Annotated in this window: 18 protein-coding genes; 12 read left to right on the top strand and 6 right to left on the bottom strand. The window is 70.1% G+C overall.

What is annotated here, in order from left to right:
• Position 1: 1 nt before the first annotated feature.
• Complete coding sequence (locus Q9R13_RS03915) at positions 2–715, top strand: DUF3159 domain-containing protein (protein WP_310963769.1); 714 nt, start codon at positions 2–4, stop codon at positions 713–715.
• Here Q9R13_RS03915 and Q9R13_RS03910 read toward each other — a convergent pair whose 3' ends face one another.
• On the bottom strand, positions 716–1642 hold the full coding sequence (locus Q9R13_RS03910; protein WP_310963767.1) for an esterase/lipase family protein: 927 nt from the start codon (positions 1640–1642) through the stop codon (positions 716–718).
• A gap of 109 nt (positions 1643–1751) precedes the next feature.
• On the opposite strand from Q9R13_RS03910, the gene Q9R13_RS03905 reads away from it, so the two are divergent.
• The gene (locus tag Q9R13_RS03905) at positions 1752–2963 is read left to right on the top strand and encodes a PucR family transcriptional regulator (protein WP_310963765.1); all 1212 of its coding nucleotides are present in this window, start codon (positions 1752–1754) and stop codon (positions 2961–2963) included.
• An 11-nt stretch (positions 2964–2974) separates the two neighbouring features.
• On the opposite strand, the gene Q9R13_RS03900 is transcribed toward Q9R13_RS03905, so the two are convergent.
• From Q9R13_RS03900 to Q9R13_RS03890, 3 genes are all read right to left on the bottom strand, one after another.
• Positions 2975–4423, bottom strand: coding sequence for a DEAD/DEAH box helicase (locus tag Q9R13_RS03900; RefSeq protein WP_310963763.1), 1449 nt, complete (start codon positions 4421–4423; stop codon positions 2975–2977).
• Between the two features lie 221 nt (positions 4424–4644).
• Positions 4645–5313, bottom strand: coding sequence for a potassium channel family protein (locus Q9R13_RS03895; protein ID WP_310963762.1), 669 nt, complete (start codon positions 5311–5313; stop codon positions 4645–4647).
• Positions 5314–5359: 46 nt separating this feature from the next.
• Positions 5360–6025, bottom strand: a complete 666-nt coding sequence (locus Q9R13_RS03890; protein ID WP_310963761.1) for a potassium channel family protein — start codon at positions 6023–6025, stop codon at positions 5360–5362.
• A gap of 84 nt (positions 6026–6109) precedes the next feature.
• Here Q9R13_RS03890 and Q9R13_RS03885 point away from each other — a divergent pair, with 84 nt between their 5' ends.
• Both Q9R13_RS03885 and Q9R13_RS03880 read left to right on the top strand, forming a co-directional pair.
• Positions 6110–8149: an APC family permease gene (locus tag Q9R13_RS03885; protein WP_310963760.1), complete on the top strand. Its 2040-nt coding sequence runs from the start codon at positions 6110–6112 to the stop codon at positions 8147–8149.
• Positions 8146–9279: a class I SAM-dependent RNA methyltransferase gene (locus Q9R13_RS03880; RefSeq protein ID WP_397218950.1), complete on the top strand. Its 1134-nt coding sequence runs from the start codon at positions 8146–8148 to the stop codon at positions 9277–9279. The genes Q9R13_RS03885 and Q9R13_RS03880 overlap by 4 nt, the downstream gene beginning before the upstream one ends.
• A gap of 13 nt (positions 9280–9292) precedes the next feature.
• Here Q9R13_RS03880 and Q9R13_RS03875 read toward each other — a convergent pair whose 3' ends face one another.
• Positions 9293–10648, bottom strand: coding sequence for a hypothetical protein (locus tag Q9R13_RS03875; RefSeq protein ID WP_310963759.1), 1356 nt, complete (start codon positions 10646–10648; stop codon positions 9293–9295).
• 248 nt (positions 10649–10896) lie between these two features.
• Between Q9R13_RS03875 and Q9R13_RS03870 the strand changes: the two genes are divergently transcribed.
• Positions 10897–13746 (top strand): aconitate hydratase, encoded by a 2850-nt coding sequence (locus Q9R13_RS03870; protein WP_310963758.1) that lies wholly within the window; start codon positions 10897–10899, stop codon positions 13744–13746.
• A gap of 39 nt (positions 13747–13785) precedes the next feature.
• Here Q9R13_RS03870 and Q9R13_RS03865 read toward each other — a convergent pair whose 3' ends face one another.
• Positions 13786–15159 carry an NADP-dependent succinic semialdehyde dehydrogenase gene (locus Q9R13_RS03865; protein WP_310963757.1) on the bottom strand — a complete coding sequence of 458 codons (1374 nt, stop codon included), beginning with the start codon at positions 15157–15159 and terminating at the stop codon, positions 13786–13788.
• 76 nt (positions 15160–15235) lie between these two features.
• On the opposite strand from Q9R13_RS03865, the gene Q9R13_RS03860 reads away from it, so the two are divergent.
• From Q9R13_RS03860 to Q9R13_RS03830, 7 genes are read left to right on the top strand one after another with little or no spacing between them, the layout of a single operon-like run.
• A complete protein-coding gene (locus Q9R13_RS03860) occupies positions 15236–15901 on the top strand; it encodes a class I SAM-dependent methyltransferase (protein WP_310963756.1) in 666 nt (221 codons plus the stop codon).
• The gene (locus tag Q9R13_RS03855; protein WP_310963755.1) at positions 15895–16842 is read left to right on the top strand and encodes an iron-containing redox enzyme family protein; all 948 of its coding nucleotides are present in this window, start codon (positions 15895–15897) and stop codon (positions 16840–16842) included. The genes Q9R13_RS03860 and Q9R13_RS03855 overlap by 7 nt, the downstream gene beginning before the upstream one ends.
• Positions 16842–17063, top strand: coding sequence for a CDGSH iron-sulfur domain-containing protein (locus Q9R13_RS03850; protein ID WP_310965031.1), 222 nt, complete (start codon positions 16842–16844; stop codon positions 17061–17063). Before Q9R13_RS03855 ends, Q9R13_RS03850 begins: the two co-directional genes overlap by 1 nt.
• Before the next feature lie 9 nt (positions 17064–17072).
• On the top strand, positions 17073–17486 hold the full coding sequence (locus tag Q9R13_RS03845; RefSeq protein ID WP_310963754.1) for a secondary thiamine-phosphate synthase enzyme YjbQ: 414 nt from the start codon (positions 17073–17075) through the stop codon (positions 17484–17486).
• Positions 17487–17522: 36 nt separating this feature from the next.
• A complete protein-coding gene (locus Q9R13_RS03840; protein WP_310963753.1) occupies positions 17523–17849 on the top strand; it encodes a thiamine-binding protein in 327 nt (108 codons plus the stop codon).
• 7 nt (positions 17850–17856) lie between these two features.
• Positions 17857–18306 (top strand): NUDIX hydrolase, encoded by a 450-nt coding sequence (locus tag Q9R13_RS03835; RefSeq protein WP_310963752.1) that lies wholly within the window; start codon positions 17857–17859, stop codon positions 18304–18306.
• Between the two features lie 9 nt (positions 18307–18315).
• Positions 18316–19230, top strand: coding sequence for an SMP-30/gluconolactonase/LRE family protein (locus Q9R13_RS03830; RefSeq protein WP_310963751.1), 915 nt, complete (start codon positions 18316–18318; stop codon positions 19228–19230).
• The last annotated feature ends 24 nt before the right edge of the window (positions 19231–19254 follow it).

The raw sequence follows: 19254 nt of genomic DNA, 5'->3' as shown, positions 1-19254 counted from the left end.
GATGGACGCCGCGAACCAGACCGTCGAGCAGGTGGTTCGGCACCAGCTGTCCAAGGCGCTCGGTGGTGTCCGGGGGATGCTCGAGGCAGCCGTCCCCACCGCCGTGTTCACCGTGCTCTTCCTGACCAGCCACCGGCTCGAGCTCGCGATCGTGGTCAGCGTCGTCTGCGCCGCGGTGCTGCTCGTCGTACGTCTGGTGCAGCGGTCGACGCCGCAGTTCGTGCTCAACGCCCTGGTCGGCATCGGGATCGGCACCTTCTTCGCGTGGCGTGCCGCGCGGGGTGGCGGCGACGCGGGCGACCAGGCGCTCGCCTACTTCCTGCCCGGTGTGCTCTACAACGCCGCCTATGCCGTCGGCATCGGGCTGACCGTTCTCATCGGCTGGCCCATCGTCGGCTTCATGGTCGGCAGCGTCACCGGCGACCCGACGGCATGGCACAAGGACGGCGCCGTCGTGCGCCTGTGCAGCCGGCTGACCTGGCTGCTGGTGCTTCCGTGCGTCCTGCGGGTGGTCGTCCAGGGGCCGATGTACCTCGCCGGGCACCACGGCTGGTGGAGCACCGACACCGCAGTGGCCGCCCTCGGCACCAGCAAGCTGGTGATGGGCTGGCCGCTGCAGGTCGCAGCCTTCGCCGGGATGGTCTGGTTGCTGGGACGCAACCAGACCCCCGTCAGCGACGTCGAGGCGACCCGGATCGCCGAGGAGCTGAGCTGACTACTGCTGGACCGCCGGGTAGCCGTAGGAGATCCAGCAGTTCGGCGACCTGGCGGTCGACGGCGACAGCGCGTTGAGCATCAGCCGGATCGCCGTGTTGTCGTAGGGAAGTCCGGCGTGGTCGATGCTGTCGTTCCAGCAGTAGTTCTGGACGTACAGGTTGCGGACCCCGGGCTCGTTGATGAAGGAGGACCCGACCGGGGTCACCACGGTCTCGTTCCGGGTCTCGATCACGGTGTAGGTCACCCCGCGGACCGCGATCGGTCCCGAGTCCAGCGGCTTCAGCGCGTCCGAGCCGACCTCCTGGTCGTAGCAGGCCGGGCACGCGCTGGCGACGAGCTGGTTCGCGCCGGGGAACGCCGCGGCCAGGTTGGTGATCCCGGACAGAGTGGTCCCATGCGTGGTCGGCGAGAAGGCCACGATCGAGTGGATCTTCGGTCCATAGCCGAGCACCTTGGCGACGTACTCGGCGAGCATGCCTCCCTGCGAGTGGCCGACGAGGTCGACCTTGTCGACGTGGTACTTCGCCCGGGTCTGGTCGATCAGCGTGGCGATCTGCTGGGCGGATTCGGCGATCGGCCCGAGCGCCTGGATGAGGTTGCCCGGGGTGCCGCCGAAGTTCGTGCCCTCGACGCAGTAGCCGTCGTTGGCGAGGATCGGACCGACGGCCGCCCAGTCGTCCCCCATCACCGAGAAGGTGCCGTTCACCAGCACTACCGGATAGGGGTGCGCGGCGGTCAGCGTGCAGGGCAGGTTCATCCCGGGCGCAGGCGCATCGGGTGCGCCTGCGGCGGCCATCGCCGCCGAGGAGAGGTAGGGCTGGATCGGATAGCTGCTGGCTGCCGTGGCGGTGCTGCCCAGCCCTCCGACGGCCAGGAGTGCGGCGGTAGTGGCCGCGATCGCGGCTCCTCGGACTCTGATGCGCATCTGGTTCTCCCTCTGGTGAACGGTTCCCGAGTCGGTGCCCGTGTGTGATTCTGGTCCGGCGCAGGCGGTCCGGCGCTGGGAGGGATGCGTGATTTCGGGAGGGCATGCTGTGACGGATCACAACGTCCCGCGTCTGTCGGGACGTCCGGTCGACGAGTTGATCGACCGGCTTCGTGACGACCTGATCGCCGAGATCCTGGACCGGCTGGCCGCCGTCCTGCCGGTCTACGCCACCCTGCCGCGCTCCCACGTCGAGGCAGAGGTACGACGGGCCTGCACGCGGGGGATCCGGCTGTTCGCGAGTGCCCTTCGCTGTGGGGAGCTCGACGACCGCGCGCTGCAGCATGCCCGTCGGGGCGCCGCACGACGAGCCGAGGACAGTGTTCCGCTCGGCCAGCTGGTGGCGGCGTACTGCCTCGGTGTCGAGATCTGCCACGACCGGCTGATGCAGCTTGCCAGGCCCGAGGACCTCGCCACCGTGCTAGACCTGCAGCGACTCAGCCTGCGGTTCCTGCGCGAGGTCTCCGCGGCCCTCGCCGAGGGCTACGCGGAGACGCACGAGCTCCTGCGCGACGACGAGATGGCGCGTCGGCACGCGCTGCTCGACGCGTTGCTCTCCGGCGATGACGTCGACGCTGCCGCGACCCGTGCAGGTGCGCGGCTTCCGGTCGGCTACTTCGTTCTCGCCATCGGGTTCCGGCTGGAGACCGACCCCGAGATCGACATCGCGGTGCTCGCCCGGCGTACGGCGCGCCAGATCCGCCAGGAGCTGGGCCGGCACCTGCCCGGATCGGTGCTGAGCCGGCTCTCCGAGACCGGCGGTGTCGTGCTGGTGCCGCTCGACCGCCTCGACCCCGCCGAGGAGGAGTGGGATCGGCTCCAGCGCCTGGTGGGGACCGCTGGGCGAGTCGCTCGCGCCCGGCTGACCGTGGCAGCGGTTCCTGCCGGCATCGATGCTGTCGGCGACGCGGCGCACCTGGCCGAGGAGTTGCTGGAGCTGGTCGGCCTGCTCGGCCGCGGGCCCGGCGTGCACCGCCTCGACGACATGGCCCTTGAGTACCAGCTCACCCGGCACACGCCCGCGCGGCCGAAGCTGGCGGCCGCCCTGGCGCCACTGGCAGACGACCCCGACCTGCTGGTGACGCTGCGCACCTACCTCGCCGAGGCGCTCAGCCGGCGCCGTACGGCGGACCAGCTCGGCGTGCACCCGAACACGGTGGACAACAGGCTGCGGCGCGTCTCCGCGCTGACCGGGCTCGACGTGGCGCGCGGGGTCGACCTGCCGCTGATCACGGCGGCGCTGGCCGCGCTGCCGAGCTGACTGACCGCGGCTCAGCGCCGCCCGGAGCTGAACGAGGCGGCGCTGTGCGAGGACGAGGATGTCGAGTAGGCGACGCTCGAGCCTCCGGCGCCACCGCGGCGGCCCTTGCCGCCGCCACCCGAGCGGCCGCTGCTCGTCTTCCTGCCGCTCGTCTGCCTGCCGCCGGGCTTGCCGTCCGTGCTGGACGTGGCGCCCGATCGTGCGGCCGTCCCCGACCTGCCGCGCGAACTGCCCGCGCCGGAGCTGCGACGGCGGGCGCTGCCCGAGCCCGAAGGGCGGGAGGGCGCGGTGGGCTCGGCGAGCGCGAGGCCGCCGGGCACGATCACCCGCTCACCGGGCGCGAGCTCGGCGAGCAGCGGGTGTCGTGCACTGTCGATGCGGGTCGTCGTGGGCTTGATCCCGGCCGCCTTCGTCAGCACCCGTACGTCGCGCAGCTGGTCGTCGGTGGCCAGGGTGACCACGGTTCCGGCGTTCCCGGCGCGCGCGGTCCGGCCACTGCGGTGCAGGTAGGCCTTGTGCTCGGCGGGCGGGTCGGCGTGCACGACCAGCGCGACGTCGTCGACGTGGATCCCGCGGGCCGCGATGTCGGTGGCCACCAGGGCGGTGGCCTCGCCGGCGTGGAATGCTGCCATGTTGCGCTGCCGGGCGTTCTGGCTCAGATTGCCGTGCAGGTCCACCGCGGTGACCCCGCGGCTGTTCAGCTGGCGGGCGAGGTTGCGGGCGCCGCGCTTGGTCCGGGTGAAGACGACGGTCCGGCCGGGCGCGCTGGCCAGGTCGACCAGGATCGAGATCCGGTCGTCGTGGCGAACGTGCAGCACGTGGTGCTCCATGTCGAGACCTGGCGAGCCCGGGGAGTCGGCCTGGTGGGTCACCGGGCTGGACAGGAACCGCTTGGCCAGCCCGTCGACGGCGTGGTCGAGCGTGGCCGAGAACAGCAGCCGCTGACCACCCTGTGGGGTCTGCCCCAGCAGCCGTCGTACGGCGGGCAGGAAGCCGAGGTCGGCCATGTGGTCGGCCTCGTCGAGGACGGTGACCTGCACGTCGGCCAGGGTGCAGTGGCCTTGCCCGATGAGGTCTTCGAGCCGGCCCGGGCAGGCGAGCACGATGTCGACCCCGCGGCGCAGCGCCTGGACCTGGGGGTTCTGACCGACTCCACCGAACACGGTGCGGGTGGTCAGGCCCGCGGTGTCGGCAAGCGGACGCAGCGCCTCCTCGATCTGGCCGACGAGCTCACGGGTCGGCGCCAGGATGAGGGCGCGAGGCGCCTTGGGGCGGGCGGACGGTCCGCCGCTGAGCCGCGCCACCACGGGCAGCAGGAACGCGTAGGTCTTGCCGGAGCCGGTGCGGCCTCGGCCGAGCACGTCGCGGCCGCTGAGCGAGTCGGGCAGCGTGGCGGACTGGATGGGGGTGGGGGTGTCGATGCCGCGCTCGGCGAGCACGGAGACCAGGCGTGCGGGCACGGCAAGGTCATGGAAGCTGGAACTGGGCAACGGGATGTCGCTTTCGGTGGTGTGTCTCACCGTGCTGGCCCGCCGGCGGCGGGACGAGGAAGCGTTGTGCTCGCATCGCTGGTGCGAGGGCGCGGACCGAAGATCCGCGCGGCAGGCCCGCGGCAAGACCGAGCGGGCTGTTGCTCACAGTCTACGGCGCTGAGGGCTCGTCGAGCGAATCGACGCGCGTCTCAGTGGTGCTCGGTGGGAGCGAGCAGCGACTCCAGCTCCTCCTCGGCCTCTGCCGGGATGACGAACAGGAGCTCGTCGCCGGCCTCGACCGGCTGCTCTGCCGACGGCGTGTAGACCTGCCGGTCGCGCAGGATGGTCACCAGCGCGCAGTTCTCCGGAAAGGGGATCAGTCCCGCGGGCTTGCCGACGTACGGAGAGTCGGCGGGCAGGGTCATCTCGACCAGGTTCGCGTTGCCCTGGCGGAACTCGAAGAGTCGCACCAGGTCGCCGACCGTGACGGCCTCCTCGACGAGGGCCGACATGATCCGCGGGGTGGAGACGCTGACGTCGACGCCCCACGCCTCGGTGAAGAGCCACTCGTTGTTGGGGTGGTTGACCCGGGCGACCGTCCGGGGAACGCCGAACTCGGTCTTGGCCAGCAGCGAGGCGACCAGGTTGACCTTGTCGTCCCCGGTCGCGGCGATCACCACATCGCATTGTTGAAGCCGGGCCTCCTCCAGCGAGGACATCTCGCAGGCATCGGCGAGCAGCCACTCGGCATCGGGCACCCGATCGGGCTTGATCGAGCCGGGGTCCTTGTCGATCAGCAGGACCTGGTGGGTGTTGGCGATCAGCTCCTGGGCGATCGAGCGGCCCACGGCGCCGGCGCCGGCGATGGCGACCCTCATCGCTCACCTCTCATGGATGGTGCGTGGATCGGACGGGTCGCGCGATTCATGAGTCGTCCTCCGGACCGCCGCCGAACACGTCGTACACGTGGCTGGCGCTCTCCTCGCGCATCACCAGGTGGAGCAGATCGCCCTCCTGCAGCACCGTCTCCCGGGTGGGCAGCATGCCCTCCCCGAGGCGATCGATCCAGGCGATCCTGCTTCCGGACTGTTCCTGGAAGATGACGCTGCGCTGGCCGATCCACGCCTCGTTGATCGGCACCTGGTCCAACCTGATCGTCCCCGAGGGGTCGCGGTAGTTCGGCTCCGCTCCCGCGGGCAGCAGCCGACGGAGCACCTGATCGGCGGTCCAGCGCACAGTCGCCACGGTGGTGATGCCGAGGCGCTCGTAGACCGCGGCCCGGCCGGGGTCGTAGATCCGGGCCACGACCTGCTCGATCCCGAAGGTCTCGCGGGCGACGCGAGCGGCGATGATGTTGGAGTTGTCGCCACTGCTGACCGCCGCGAAAGCGTCGGCGCGCTCGATCCCCGCCTCGGTCAGCACCGCCCGGTCGAAGCCGTAGCCGGTGACCTTGAGCCCGTTGTACGACGGGCCGAGGCGCCTGAACGCGTCCGGCTCGGTGTCGATCACGCTGACGGTGTGGTTGCGGTCCTCCAGCGAGCGCGCGAGGGCCGAGCCGACCCGGCCGCAGCCCATGATCACGACGTGCACGGTCCAGACGCTACTAGAGATCCGCCGGTGGGACGGACGGGCGCGTGCCACGATTCGGTCGCTGTTGCTCTAGCCTGATCCGTTGTGGGTGTGGGAAACGTCTCCAAGCGGATCCTGCTCGGGCAGAAGCTCCGCAGTTCCCAGCTGGGGGAGACGCTGCTGCCGAAGCGGATCGCGCTCCCGGTGTTCGCCAGCGATGCGCTCTCGTCGGTTGCCTATGCGCCCGACGAGGTCTTCATCATGCTCTCGCTGGCGGGCGCCTCGGCGTACACCTTCAGCTGGAAGATCGGCATAGCCGTCGCACTGGTGATGCTGACCGTCGTGGCGTCGTACCGGCAGAACGTGCACGCCTACCCCAGCGGTGGTGGTGACTACGAGGTCGCCACGGTCAACCTCGGGCCGACGGCCGGCGTCACCGTGGCGAGCGCGCTCCTCGTCGACTACGTGCTCACCGTCGCCGTGTCGATCTCGTCGGGCGTGCAGAACGCCGGCTCCGCGATCCCGTTCATGGCCAAGCACTCCGCGCCGTGTGCGGTGGTCCTCGTCGTCGTCCTCGCTGCGATGAACCTGCGCGGTGTCCGGGAGTCGGGGAAGACCTTCGCCATCCCCGTCTACGGGTTCATGGTCGGGATCATCGGCATGGCGGTGTACGCCGCGATCCGCTCGATCACCGGCACCCTGCCGCAGGTGGAGAGCGCGAACTACCACATCACGCCCGCGCCGGGCTACGACCACGCGATCTCGACGGGCGCACTGATCTTTCTGCTCGCGCGTGCCTTCGCCTCCGGCTGTGCGGCGCTCACCGGTGTCGAGGCCATCTCCAACGGCGTGCCTGCCTTCCGCAAGCCGAAGAGCCGCAACGCCGCGTCGACACTGTTCCTGCTGGGCGCCATCGCCGTGACGATGCTGATGAGCATCATCGTGCTGGCGCACCAGATGGGCATCAAGTACGTCGACCCCACCGATCCGGACGCGATGAGCCGGCTGCGGGACGCGCACTACCGGCCGTTCCCCGCGTCGTTCGACGAGCACACGGTCGTCGCGCAGATCGCCAGGGCGGTGTTCAGCAACTTCTCGCCCGGCTTCTACTTCGTGGTGGCGGTCACCGGGATCATCCTCGTGCTCGCCGCGAACACCTCCTTCAACGGCTTCCCGGTGCTCGGTTCGATCCTCGCCCGCGACGGGTTCATGCCACGCCAGCTGGGCTCTCGGGGCGACCGGCTCGCCTACAGCAACGGCATCCTGATCCTCGCCGGCTTCGCAATCGTCCTCATCATCGCGTTCGATGCGCAGCCGACCCGGTTGATCCAGCTCTACATCGTCGGCGTCTTCGTGTCCTTCAACCTCAGCCAGCTCGGGATGATCCGGCACTGGACCCGGCACCTCAAGACGGAGCGTGACCCGGGCGAGCGGCGGCGGATGATCCGGTCGCGGGTGATCAACACGATCGGCCTGGCCATGACCGCCGTCGTCTTCGTGGTCATCCTGGTCACGAAGTTCCTCGCGGGCGCTTGGATCGCGATCCTGGCCATGGTGGTCTTCTTCGCGCTGATGAAGGCGATCCGGCGGCACTACGACCGCGTCGAGGAGGAGCTCGTCATCGGTGACGAGGACCAGGTGATGCCCACCCGGGTGCACGCGATCGTGCTGGTCTCCAAGCTGCACAAGCCGACGATGCGTGCGCTCGCCTACGCCAAGGCGACCCGTCCGAACGTCCTCGAGGCGGTCTACGTCGGCGCCGACCCTGTCGTGACCGACGCCTTGCTCACCGAGTGGGACGCCCAGCACATCGACATCCCGCTGAAGGTGCTGCACTCGCCGTACCGGGAGATCATCCGGCCGATCGTCGAGTACGCCCTCGAGATCCGGAACGCCAACCCGCGCGGCGTGGTCGCCGTCTACATCCCGGAGTACGTCGTCGGCCGCTGGTGGGAACAGCTGCTGCACAACCAGACCGCGCTCCGGCTCAAGGGTCGGCTGCTGTTCGCCGCGGGCGTGATGGTGACGTCGGTGCCCTATCAGCTGCGTGGCAGCGAGGTGGGCAAGCTGCGCGAGGACCGCGAGCTCTACCGCTACCGTCCCGGCGACGTGCGTCGCGGCCGGGTCAACCGGACGAATCGGTGACCGGCGGTTCCGAGCCGATGGCGGGGCCCGCGGTGGGCGACGAGCTCGATCTGACGATCGGTCCGGTCGCGCACGGCGGTCACTTCGTGGCGCGGCACGAGGGCCGGGTGGTCTTCGTCCGGCACGCACTCACCGGTGAGCGGGTCCGGGCACGTGTCACAGAGGAGCCGGCGGGAGGCGGCGGCCGGTTCCTGCGCGCCGACGCGATCGAGGTTTTCGAGCCGTCCCCGCACCGGGTGTCGGCGCCGTGCGCCCTGGCTCGACCCGACGGATGCGGCGGCTGCGACTTCCAGCACGTGGAGGTGGCCGAGCAGCGTCGGCTGAAGACAGCGGTGGTCCGCGAGCAGCTCCAGCGGCTCGCCGGAATCGAGGCCGACGTCGAGTGCGAGGCGGTGCCGGGCGACGACCACGGTCTGCGCTGGCGGACCCGGATGCAGTACGTCGCGCTCCCGGGCGGACGGCGCGGGCTGCGCAAGCACCGCTCGCACGACGTAGTGGAGGTCGTTGACTGCCCGATCGAGCATCCCGATGGCAGGGTGACGGTCGGCGGCAGGCCGGAAGATCCCGACGACGCGGTCGAGACGGTCCTGGGCCGCCGGTTCCGGGTCGCCGCAGACGGGTTCTGGCAGGTGCATCCCGGTGCACCGCGGGCGCTCGTCGAGACGGTGCTCGAGCAGCTGGCGCCCCGCCCGGGGGAGCGGGTGCTCGACCTGTACGCCGGCGTCGGGCTCTTCAGCGCCTTCCTCGCCGGCGCCGTGGGGGCCGCCGGCTCGGTGGTCGCGGTGGAGAGCGACCGGCGGGCGTCGGCGTACGCCGCGGGCAACCTCGCCGACCTACCCCAGGCGTCCGTGGTGACTGACCGGGTGGACCGGTGGCTGCACCGCGGCCAGGAGCCGGTCGACCTGGTGGTCCTCGACCCCCCGCGCGCCGGTGCGAAGCGTCGGATCGTCGAGGACATCGCGGGCCTGGCGCCGCGCGCGGTCGCCTACGTCGCCTGTGACCCGGCCGCACTGGCCCGGGATCTGGCCTACTTTGCCGCGTCCGGCTACGGGCTCGCTGCGCTGCGCTGCCTCGACCTCTTCCCGATGACGCATCACGTCGAATGCGTCGCGCTGCTGACGTCTCTGTGACGCGCACTGCGACTCATGGTGCGGTTCCACACCCGGCGGGATAGGCCGCCCGGACGGTCTTGTCGAAGAGCGTCGCGGTGCCGAAGTCGGCGGACAGCCCGAAGAAGCTGGCATTGGCTCCCGCGGTGCCGAGGACTTCCATCTTGCGGGTGTCGCAGCCCGATCCATACGTCGCGATCTCGGTGTTCCCGATCAGCGTGACGTTGCCGGCCACGTTGAAGCCCTTGACCCCGAGTCCCAGTTGGAGCTGGGGCATCTGAGCCCCGAAGACGAAGGTGATCGGACCGGTCTTCACGGCGTTGATCGCATTCAGGATGATCTTGCCCAGGCCGTCGAGGACCCCTGCCGGCGAGGTGGCGCCGGAGCTGGATGCGGTGATGCCCCCCTCGCCGTCGTACGTCATCGACCACTGGCCGCTGAGCTTCTGGTCGAAGCTGGAGAACCCGGCGCCGACGAAGATCGCCACCCGCACGCCGAGGAAGAAGGGGACCGGCCCGACGAAGAAGGGAACCACGATCTCGGCCGGCAGCTCCACCCTGATGCCTCCGGCCTGACCGAGCCCGAACGATGAGATCGGCTGAGCTGCGTACTCGAGCTTGAACGAGCCCCGGAGGTGGTTGGCGAGCATCCTCGCCCGGGTGAGCCGACCCTTGCTGACCGAGACGTTGCCTGCGGTCCGAAGGTTGTCCAGGGTGCCGGTGAGGGTGACGTCGAGCTTGACCGGGGTCTTGCGACTGACCGTGATGCTGACCGCGACAGCGCTCTTCTCCTGGGTGAACGTCGCCTCGAAGTCATAGCCCTCCACGGACCCGGAGACCTTCACGCCTCCGGGGGTGGACAGCGGGACCATGCCCAGCTTCGAGGCAACCGACCCGGCACGTTCGCGTGCCTCTGGTGGGACAGCAGACCGACCGATGACGAAGCCCTTCTTGAAGTCGATCGGGCTGCTCAGGGAGATCGAGCCGGACTTCACCAGGTCGGTGATCGCGGCCGGTCGGGTGCGGACCACGAGCCGGCCGTGATGCCTCTTCACCTTGGTCACGTCGCGCACGGCCAGATGGGGCAGGAGCATGACCCTGCCGGGCTTGAGCTTGCGCAGCGCGCCGGTCCGCTTCTTGAAGGTGTACGTCGCGCCGTCCTTCGACACCGACTTCAGCTGCTGTCGCGCTGTCTTCTTCGGGACCAGCACGGTCTTGGACGTGTACTGGATCCGGCTCGTCGCGGGGCGGCTCGGGCTCGGCTGCGCGGGGGCTGCACCGGCACCCGGCGCGAACGTCGCGACGGTCAGCGCCAGGGTGACGAGCAGGGCGAGGAGTGCCCAGCGCGGACCACGCGGCCGGGAGAGGGGGGTGTTCGAGTCGGCCGTCATCGTGACGCCTCCTGATGCGGGGTGGCGCAGAGCCTAGGCCGCTACCGCGCGGCCCGACATGGCACGGGAGGACTAGTTCCGGGGGGTCGAGAAGCCCCGCGGGCGCCTGCTCGCGGTTTTACTCGATCTCATGTATCTTGATATCAAGATAGTTGGACGAGACCCCTTAGATCAGCCTGTCTTCCCGCGGACCCGTCGGGATGGGCAAGATGGGCGCGACAGAGACAGATGGATGAGGAGACGCGCAGATGGCGAGTGTCGACAGCTTCGGAGCCAAGGGCACGCTGGACGTGGGCGGCAGGGCCTACGAGATCTTCCGGCTGGGTGCGGTCGGTGGTGAGGGTGTCCCGGAGGGCGCCGTCGAGACCCTGCCGTACTCGCTGAAGGTTCTCCTCGAGAACCTGCTGCGCACCGAGGACGGCGCCGACATCACCGCGGACGACATCCGGGCGCTCGCGAGCTGGGACGAGAACGCCCAGCCGGACAAGGAGATCCAGTTCACGCCCGCCCGCGTGATCATGCAGGACTTCACCGGTGTTCCCTGCGTCGTCGACCTTGCGACGATGCGCGAGGCGATGAGCGACCTGGGTGGTGACCCGTCCAGGATCAACCCGCTGGCGCCCGCCGAGATGGTCATCGACCACTCCGTGATCGCCGACGTCTTCGGCAGCCCCGACGCCTTCGAGCGCAACGTCGAGATCGAGTACGAGCGCAACCGCGAGCGCTACCAGTTCCTGCGCTGGGGACAGGGTGCCTTCACCGACTTCAAGGTGGTGCCCCCGGGCACTGGCATCGTGCACCAGGTCAACATCGAGCATCTGGCTCGGGTGGTCTTCACCCGTGAGGCGGCGGACGGGTCGGGCGTGACCCAGGCCTATCCCGACACCCTGGTCGGCACGGACTCCCACACCACGATGGTCAACGGCCTGGGTGTGGTGGGCTGGGGCGTCGGTGGCATCGAGGCCGAGGCAGCCATGCTCGGCCAGCCGGTGTCGATGCTGATCCCGCGGGTGGTCGGCTTCAAGCTGACCGGTGAGCTGCCCGAGGGCTCGACGGCCACGGACCTGGTGCTGACGATCACCGAGATGCTGCGTCAGCACGGTGTGGTCGGCAAGTTCGTCGAGTTCCACGGCGAGGGAGTTGCCGCCGTACCGCTGGCCAACCGCGCCACGATCGGCAACATGAGCCCCGAGTACGGCTCCACCATCGCGGTGTTCCCGGTCGACGGCGAGACGATCAACTACCTGCGGATGACGGGTCGCAGCGACGAGCAGCTCGCGCTCGTCGAGGCCTACGCCAAGGAGCAGGGAATGTGGCACGACGCCGACAGCCCCGAGGCGCGCTACTCCGAGAGCCTCGAGCTGGACCTGTCGACGGTCGTGCCGTCGATCGCCGGCCCGAAGCGTCCCCAGGACCGGATCCAGGTCACCGAGGCCAAGCAGTCCTTCCGCGGTGCTCTCGAGACCTACGTGACCCACGAGGCGGCTCCGAAGGTAGGCGCGTACGACGAGGCGCTCGAGGAGTCCTTCCCCGCGTCCGACGTCCCGGCGGCCCACGAGAGCGTGCATGGACAGACTCCGCGACGTGACTACCTCTCGTGTGCTCCGTCCGACGGCGGTCGGGCGAGCAACCCGGCACACGTGCGCTACTCCGACGGCACCGAGTTCGAGCTGGACCACGGCGCCGTCACGATCGCGGCGATCACGTCGTGCACCAACACCTCCAACCCCTCGGTGATGATCGGGGCGGCACTGCTCGCCAAGAAGGCCGTAGAGAAGGGCCTGCAGAGCAAGCCGTGGGTGAAGACCACCCTCGCGCCGGGCTCGAAGGTCGTCTCGGACTACTACGAGCGGGCCGGCCTCACGCCGTACCTCGACAAGCTCGGCTTCAACCTGGTCGGCTACGGCTGCACGACATGCATCGGCAACTCCGGTCCGCTCATCCCCGAGGTGAGCAAGGCCGTCAACGACAATGACCTCGCTGTGGTGTCGGTGCTCTCCGGCAACCGGAACTTCGAGGGTCGGATCAACCCCGACATCAAGATGAACTACCTCGCGTCCCCGCCGCTGGTGGTTGCCTACGCGATCGCCGGGTCGATGGACGTCGACCTGTTCAACGACCCGCTGGGCCAGGACACCGAGGGCAACGATGTCTTCCTCAAGGACATCTGGCCGTCGCCGACCGAGGTCGAGCAGGTCATCGGCCAGGCGATCACCGCCGAGATGTTCGCCTCGGACTACTCCGACGTCTTCGCCGGTGACGAGCGCTGGAAGGCGCTCCCCACCCCGGAGGGCAACACCTTCGCCTGGGAGGAGGACTCGACCTACGTGCGGAAGGCGCCGTACTTCGACGGCATGCCGGACGAGCCGACGCCGGTCACCGACATCGAGGGCGCGCGGGTGCTGCTCAAGCTGGGTGACTCGGTCACCACCGACCACATCTCCCCGGCGGGTGCGATCAAGAAGGACAGCCCGGCAGGCAGGTACCTCGCCGAGCATGGCGTGCAGCAGCGTGACTTCAACTCCTATGGCTCACGCCGCGGCAACCACGAGGTGATGGTGCGCGGCACCTTCGCGAACATCCGGCTGCGCAACCAGCTGGCGCCCGGCACGGAGGGTGGCTTCACCCGCGACTTCACCATCGGCGAGGGTGACCAGGCGCCGGTCACGACCGTGTTCGAGGCTTCCGAGAACTACCTTGCGGCCGGTACGCCGCTGGTCGTGCTCGCCGGCAAGGAGTACGGCTCCGGGTCGTCGCGCGACTGGGCGGCGAAGGGCACCCTGCTGCTCGGGGTGAAGGCCGTGATCGCGGAGTCGTACGAGCGGATCCACCGCTCCAACCTGCTGATGATGGGCGTGCTGCCGCTGCAGTTCCCCGAGGGGCAGAGCGCCGACTCGCTCGGCCTGACCGGCGAGGAGGAGTTCTCCGTCACGGGCGTGACCGCGCTTCGCGAGGGGCCCACGCCGCGCACGGTGAAGGTGAAGGCCGGCGACGTCGAGTTCGACGCCGTGGTCCGGATCGACACCCCGGGCGAGGCGAACTACTTCCGGCACGGCGGGATCATGCAGTACGTGCTGCGCAACCTGCGCAAGGCCTGATCGGCCTCCTCGGGGTCGACCTGCGTGGTCGGCCCCGGGTCAGCCGATCCACACGGTCTTGATGTTCGTGAACTCCCGGATGCCATGCGCCGCGAGTTCACGACCGTGCCCCGATGCCTTGACGCCGCCGAACGGCAGCGCCGGGAACGACGCGGTCATGCCGTTGATGAAGGTCTGTCCCGCGTCGAGGTCGCGAATGAAGCGCTCCTGCTCCTCGGGCTCGCTGGTCCAGGCGTTCGAGCCCAGGCCGAAGCGAGTGTCGTTGGCGACCCGGATCGCCTCGTCGATGTCGGCCACCCGATGGACCTGGGCCACCGGGCCGAAGACCTCGTCGCGGTACAGCTGCATCTCCTCGGTGATCCCCGCCAGCACCGTCGGCGGGTACCACCAGCCCGGCTGGTCGGGACGGTCCGCGCCGAGCAGGACCTGGGCGCCCTTGTCGACCGCGTCCGCGACGAGATCCTCGACGTCCTGACGTCCGCCCTCGGTGGCGAGCGGTCCGACGTCGGTGCCGTCGTCGAAGGGGTCGCCGACCACGAGGGCGGCCATCTCCTTGACGAAGAGGTCGACGAACTCGTCATAGCAGTCGGTGTGCACGATGAACCGCTTGGCGGAGATGCACGACTGGCCGTTGTTCTGGCAGCGCGACGTGGTCGCGACCTTCGCCGCCTGCGCGAGATCGGCGGAGGGCATCACCACGAACGGGTCGGATCCGCCGAGCTCCAGGACCACCTTCTTGATCACCTCGCCCGCCGTACGCGCGACGGCGGCGCCTGCGGGCTCGCTCCCGGTGAGGGTCGCGGCGGCGACCCGGTCGTCGCGCAGCACGGCGTCGACCTTCGCGCTTCCGATCAGCAGTGTCTGGAAAACGTCGTCGGGAAAGCCGGCCTCGCCGAAGAGCTCCTCCATGAAGAGCGCGGTCTGTGGGACGTTGCTGGCGTGCTTGAGCAGGCCGACGTTGCCGGCGGCGAGCGCGGGCGCGGCGAACCGCATGGCCTGCCAGAGCGGGAAGTTCCACGGCATCACCGCGAGCACGACACCGAGCGGCAGGTAGCGGGCATACGCGGTGGACGCATTGACCTGGTCGGCGTCGACCGGCTCGTCCGCCAGGAAGCCCGCGGCATGATCGGCGTAGAAGCGGAGCACGCTGGCGCACTTGTCGATCTCGGCGGCCGAGGCCCTCTTCGTCTTGCCCATCTCCAGGGTCATCAGCGTGGCGACCTCCTCGGTGCGGCGGTCCAGGACATCGGCTGCGGCGCGCAGCCAGCCGGCCCGCTGCTCGAACGTCGTCAGCCGGTACGACGCCGCAGCCGACGCAGCCCGAGCGAGACGGTCCTCGATCTCGGCGTCGGTGAGCTCGGTGAAGGTCTTGAGCACCTCTCCGGTGCGCGGGTCTGTCGTGGTGATGGCCATGCAACGGAAGGTACCCGCTCGCCGAGGAGAGGATGCCGGACGGTTTGTCGGCTCGCGGCTCGGGTAACCGCCGAGCATGGTCACCACGACGATGCCGAGCGTCCAGGTAGGCGAGCTCGAGATCGAGTGGGCGAAGGGGCTGCTGGAGCCCCGACCGTGGACGGCTGCGCAGGCAGCCTGGGCTGCAGAGCTCCTCGACGACGCATCCGAGGGACCGGTGTTGGAGCTGTGCGCCGGCGCCGGGCACATCGGCCTGCTGTCGGTGCTCCATCGGCGGGGCCGACGGCTGGTCGCCGTCGACCGCGACCCCGTGGCCTGTGAGTACGCCCTGAGGAACGCGGTTCGAGCGGGCATCGGGTCGCGGGTCGAGGTCCGTCACGGGCTCTTGGACTCGGTGCTGGCACCCGACGAGCGGTTCGCGCTGGTGGTCGCCGACCCACCCTGGGTACCGCGCGCACAGGTCTCTCGCTTCCCGCTCGACCCGGTCGGGGCGATCGACGGTGGTGACGACGGCCTGGAGGTGGCCCGGCAGTGCGTCGCACTGGCCGGCAGACACCTGTTGGAGGGCGGCAGCTGTCTGCTCCAGCTCGGGGACGAGGCTCAGGTGGCCGAGCTGCAGCGTTGGCTGAGCTCGTCGTCCGGCGTCCTCCGGGTGACGGAGACACGCCGCTTCGACCCGAACGGCGTGGTCGCCCGGCTGGAGCGCGAACGGCCGGCCGACGCTGCGGGGCCGCCGTGCTGACCCCGAAGCCGCGAGGCACGCTGAGCGCCGAGGTGTTCGCCCGCATTCACTCCGACACCTCCCTCGACGGGCTGCAGGATCTGCGCCCCGACGGCGTCGACGACGAGCAGATCGTGCTCTGGGCGGCCTACGAGCTGCACTACCAGGGGTTCGAGGACGTCGCCGACCACTGGGAGTGGGACCCGGGGCTGATCGGGGTCCGCCGCCGGCTCGAGCAGGACTTCGAGGGCCGACTGGCGCAGCGGCTTGCGGTGGTCGAGCCGGGCGACGAGCCCATCGCCACGCTCACCGAGCTCGTCGAGGGGCACGAGGGTCCATCGCTCGCGCGCCACGTGCAGCGCAGTGCCACCGTCGAGCAGGTGCGCGAGCTGCTCGCCCACCGGTCGGTCTACCACCTCAAGGAGTCGGACCCGCAGACCTGGGTGGTCCCGCGCCTGGATGTGGCGGGCCGCGCTGCGCTCGTCGAGCTGCAGTACGACGAGTACGGCGGCGGCGACCCGTCCCGCCTGCACGCTGGCCTGTTCGCCCGCGCACTCCAGGCCGCGGGCATCCCCTCGGAGTACGGCTGGTTCGTCAACGAGGCGCCGGTCGAGATCCTCGAGATGAACAACGCCATGTCGCTCTTCGGGCTGCACCGGCGGCTGCGTGGGGCCGCCCTCGGACACCTCGCCGCCTTCGAGATGACCAGCTCGCTGCCCTCGCGTTGGATGGCGCAGGGCCTGAGACGGCTGGGCTTCCCGGAGGAGACCGCCGAGTACTACGACGAGCACGTGGTCGCGGACGCCGTGCACGAGCAGCTGGTGCTGCGGTCGATCTGCGGGCCGCTCCTGGGTCGGACCCCCGCACTCGTGGGGCAGGTCCTGCACGGCGCGCAGACCTGCCTGGACCTGGAGGACCGCTACGCCCGCCGGATGCTCACCCAGTGGGGCGAGTCCGCGTGATGCCGGGCGGGGAGGAGCAGCCGGTCGCGCCGACGGTCGAGGTCTGCCCTGGTGGTCCGTTGCTGCTGCGGGGGAAACACGTCGTCGTGGCGGCAGACGGCAGCCGCCACGAGACCGAGCGACCGGTCAGTGCGGTGTGCCGCTGCAGTCGGAGTGGGACCCTTCCGTGGTGCGACGGCACCCACAAGCTGCTCCCGCCGGACCGTCGCCCGGGAGCGTGAGGAGGGACCATGAGGTCGCAGACCCACCGCACCCACACGGGAGGCGACGACGTCGTCATCGATCTGACCGACCGCTGTCGGCGCTTCCTGGCTGAGGAGGCCGAGGGTGCCGACGGGCTGCTCCACGTTTTCGTGCCGCACGCCACCGCAGGCCTGGCGATCATCGAGACCGGCGCCGGGTCCGACGACGACCTGCTGGCCGCCCTCGGCGAGCTGCTCCCCGCTGACGACCGGTGGCGGCACCGGCACGGTTCACGCGGTCACGGCCGGTCGCACGTGATGCCAGCGCTGCTGCCGCCGTACGCGACCGTGCCGGTGCTCGCGGGTCGCCTCCAGCTCGGCACCTGGCAGAGCATCTGCCTGGTCGACCTCAACGTCGACAACACCGAGCGCGAGATCCGGCTGTCCTTCCTCCAGGGGTGAGCCGACGGTGCCGTGGCGGGATGGCACAGTGGCACCATGATCGTGGCAATCAGCATCAGTCCCTCCGGCGCCGACGAGACCGGTGGCGTCAGCGAGTCCGTGGCCGAGGCCGTCGGCGTGATCCGCGCCTCCGGGCTTCCGCATGAGACCAACGCGATGTTCACCAACATCGAGGGGGAGTGGGACGAGGTGATGGCGGTCGTCAAGCAGGCGGTCTTCAAGGTCGCCGAGACCTCGCCCCGGGTCGGGCTGGTCCTGAAGGCCGACCTGCGCCGTGGCCACGACACCGGGCAGCTCACCGCGAAGGTCGAGCGGGTGGAGGAGCACCTGCGTGCCACCGGCCCGACAGCGTCGGCCGAGTAGACGCGCGATGGAGCGTCTCGCGGTGATCCTGCTCGTGGACGAGCACGGCAGCGTCCTGCTGCAGGAGCGGGACGAGGGCGCCCCCCGCGCCCCCGACCAGTGGGGAATGGTCGGTGGCCACGTCGAGGACGGCGAGGAGTTCGAGGCGGCGGCCTACCGCGAGCTCGAGGAGGAGACGGGCCTGCGGCTGCAACCGGGCGAGCTGACCCTCTGCATCGAGGCCGAGTTCACCTATCCCGACGGCTACCACGGCAGCTACCACGTCTACGGCGCGCACACGCGGCTGACCGACGACGACATCGTGGTGGGCGAGGGCCGCCAGATCGTGTTCGTCCCGCCCGAGGACATCCCCGGCCTCGACCTGGCCGACTCCACCCGCGAGTTCCTGCCCCAGTTCCTCGCCTCCGACTTCTACCGGGCACTGCGGGACGCCGACGGCGCCCACCCGACGCAGTAGCGTGGCGGGATGCACCAACTCACCGTGACAGCACTGCCGGGCACGGGCGCGGAGGACGTCGTCGTCGACGCACGCGGCGACGTATGGACCGGCACCGAGGACGGCAATGTCTTCCGGGTGCGCGCCGACGGCGGTCGCATCGACCGCATCGGCAACACCGGCGGCCGCCCTCTCGGTCTCGAGCTGTACGACGACCGCATCCTGGTCGCCGATGCCCGGCTCGGCCTCCTCGCGATGGACCGAAGCGGCGGCGTCGAACGCCTCGTCGAGACGGTTGCCGGGCGACCGATGGTGTTCTGCAACAACGCCGCGGTGGCACGCAACGGCGACATCTGGTTCTCCGACAGCAGCACGAAGTACTCCATCGACCGGTGGAAGGACGACTTCGTCCAGAACACCCGCACCGGCCGGTTGCTGTGCCGGCGGGTCGGCGGGGAGGTCGAGGTCCACCTCGACGGGCTCGCCTTCGCCAACGGGGTCGCGCTGGCTCCGGACGAGTCCTGGGTCGCGGTCGCCGAGACCGGCGCGCGGACCGTCGTACGCCTGTGGCTGAGCGGTCCGCGCAGCGGCGAGCGAGACTTCCTGGCCCGGGACCTGCCGGGCTACCCGGACAACATCGCGCTGGGCAGCGACGGTCTGGTCTGGGTCACGATCGCCTCCCCCCGCGACCCCGTGGTGGAGGTGCTCCAGCACCGCGCTCCGGCCGGCGTCCGCCGGATGGTCACCCGGATCCCGGAGCCGTTGCAGCCCAAGCCGAAGCGGACCGCGCGGGTACAGGCCTACGACGCCGACGGGGGCCTGGTGCACGACGTCGACTGCGACCCGTCGGGCTACCACATGGTCACCGGAGTCAGGGAGCATCAGGGCCGGATCTGGCTCGGGAGCCTGGTCGAGCCGGCCATCGCGGTGACCGAGTTGCGCTGAGCGCACGGTCCGGCCACTAAACTG

This window comes from Nocardioides marmorisolisilvae, assembly GCF_031656915.1.
GTDB lineage: Bacteria > Actinomycetota > Actinomycetes > Propionibacteriales > Nocardioidaceae > Marmoricola > Marmoricola terrisoli.
Note: the sequence above shows the minus strand (reverse complement) of the source record. Positions and strands in the feature narration are given on the sequence as shown.

What these genes read in the sequence shown, in the direction of transcription:
- Q9R13_RS03835 (WP_310963752.1), top strand. Translation starts at nt 17,857, where the DNA reads ATGGAGCGTCTCGCGGTGATCCTGCTCGTGGACGAGCACGGCAGCGTC.
- Q9R13_RS03915 (WP_310963769.1), top strand. Translation starts at nt 2, where the DNA reads ATGGACGCCGCGAACCAGACCGTCGAGCAGGTGGTTCGGCACCAGCTG.
- Q9R13_RS03870 (WP_310963758.1), top strand. Translation starts at nt 10,897, where the DNA reads ATGGCGAGTGTCGACAGCTTCGGAGCCAAGGGCACGCTGGACGTGGGC.
- Q9R13_RS03895 (WP_310963762.1), bottom strand. Translation starts at nt 5,313, where the DNA reads ATGAGGGTCGCCATCGCCGGCGCCGGCGCCGTGGGCCGCTCGATCGCC.
- Q9R13_RS03840 (WP_310963753.1), top strand. Translation starts at nt 17,523, where the DNA reads ATGATCGTGGCAATCAGCATCAGTCCCTCCGGCGCCGACGAGACCGGT.
- Q9R13_RS03865 (WP_310963757.1), bottom strand. Translation starts at nt 15,159, where the DNA reads ATGGCCATCACCACGACAGACCCGCGCACCGGAGAGGTGCTCAAGACC.
- Q9R13_RS03845 (WP_310963754.1), top strand. Translation starts at nt 17,073, where the DNA reads ATGAGGTCGCAGACCCACCGCACCCACACGGGAGGCGACGACGTCGTC.
- Q9R13_RS03910 (WP_310963767.1), bottom strand. Translation starts at nt 1,642, where the DNA reads ATGCGCATCAGAGTCCGAGGAGCCGCGATCGCGGCCACTACCGCCGCA.
- Q9R13_RS03875 (WP_310963759.1), bottom strand. Translation starts at nt 10,648, where the DNA reads ATGACGGCCGACTCGAACACCCCCCTCTCCCGGCCGCGTGGTCCGCGC.
- Q9R13_RS03830 (WP_310963751.1), top strand. Translation starts at nt 18,316, where the DNA reads ATGCACCAACTCACCGTGACAGCACTGCCGGGCACGGGCGCGGAGGAC.
- Q9R13_RS03860 (WP_310963756.1), top strand. Translation starts at nt 15,236, where the DNA reads ATGGTCACCACGACGATGCCGAGCGTCCAGGTAGGCGAGCTCGAGATC.
- Q9R13_RS03850 (WP_310965031.1), top strand. Translation starts at nt 16,842, where the DNA reads ATGCCGGGCGGGGAGGAGCAGCCGGTCGCGCCGACGGTCGAGGTCTGC.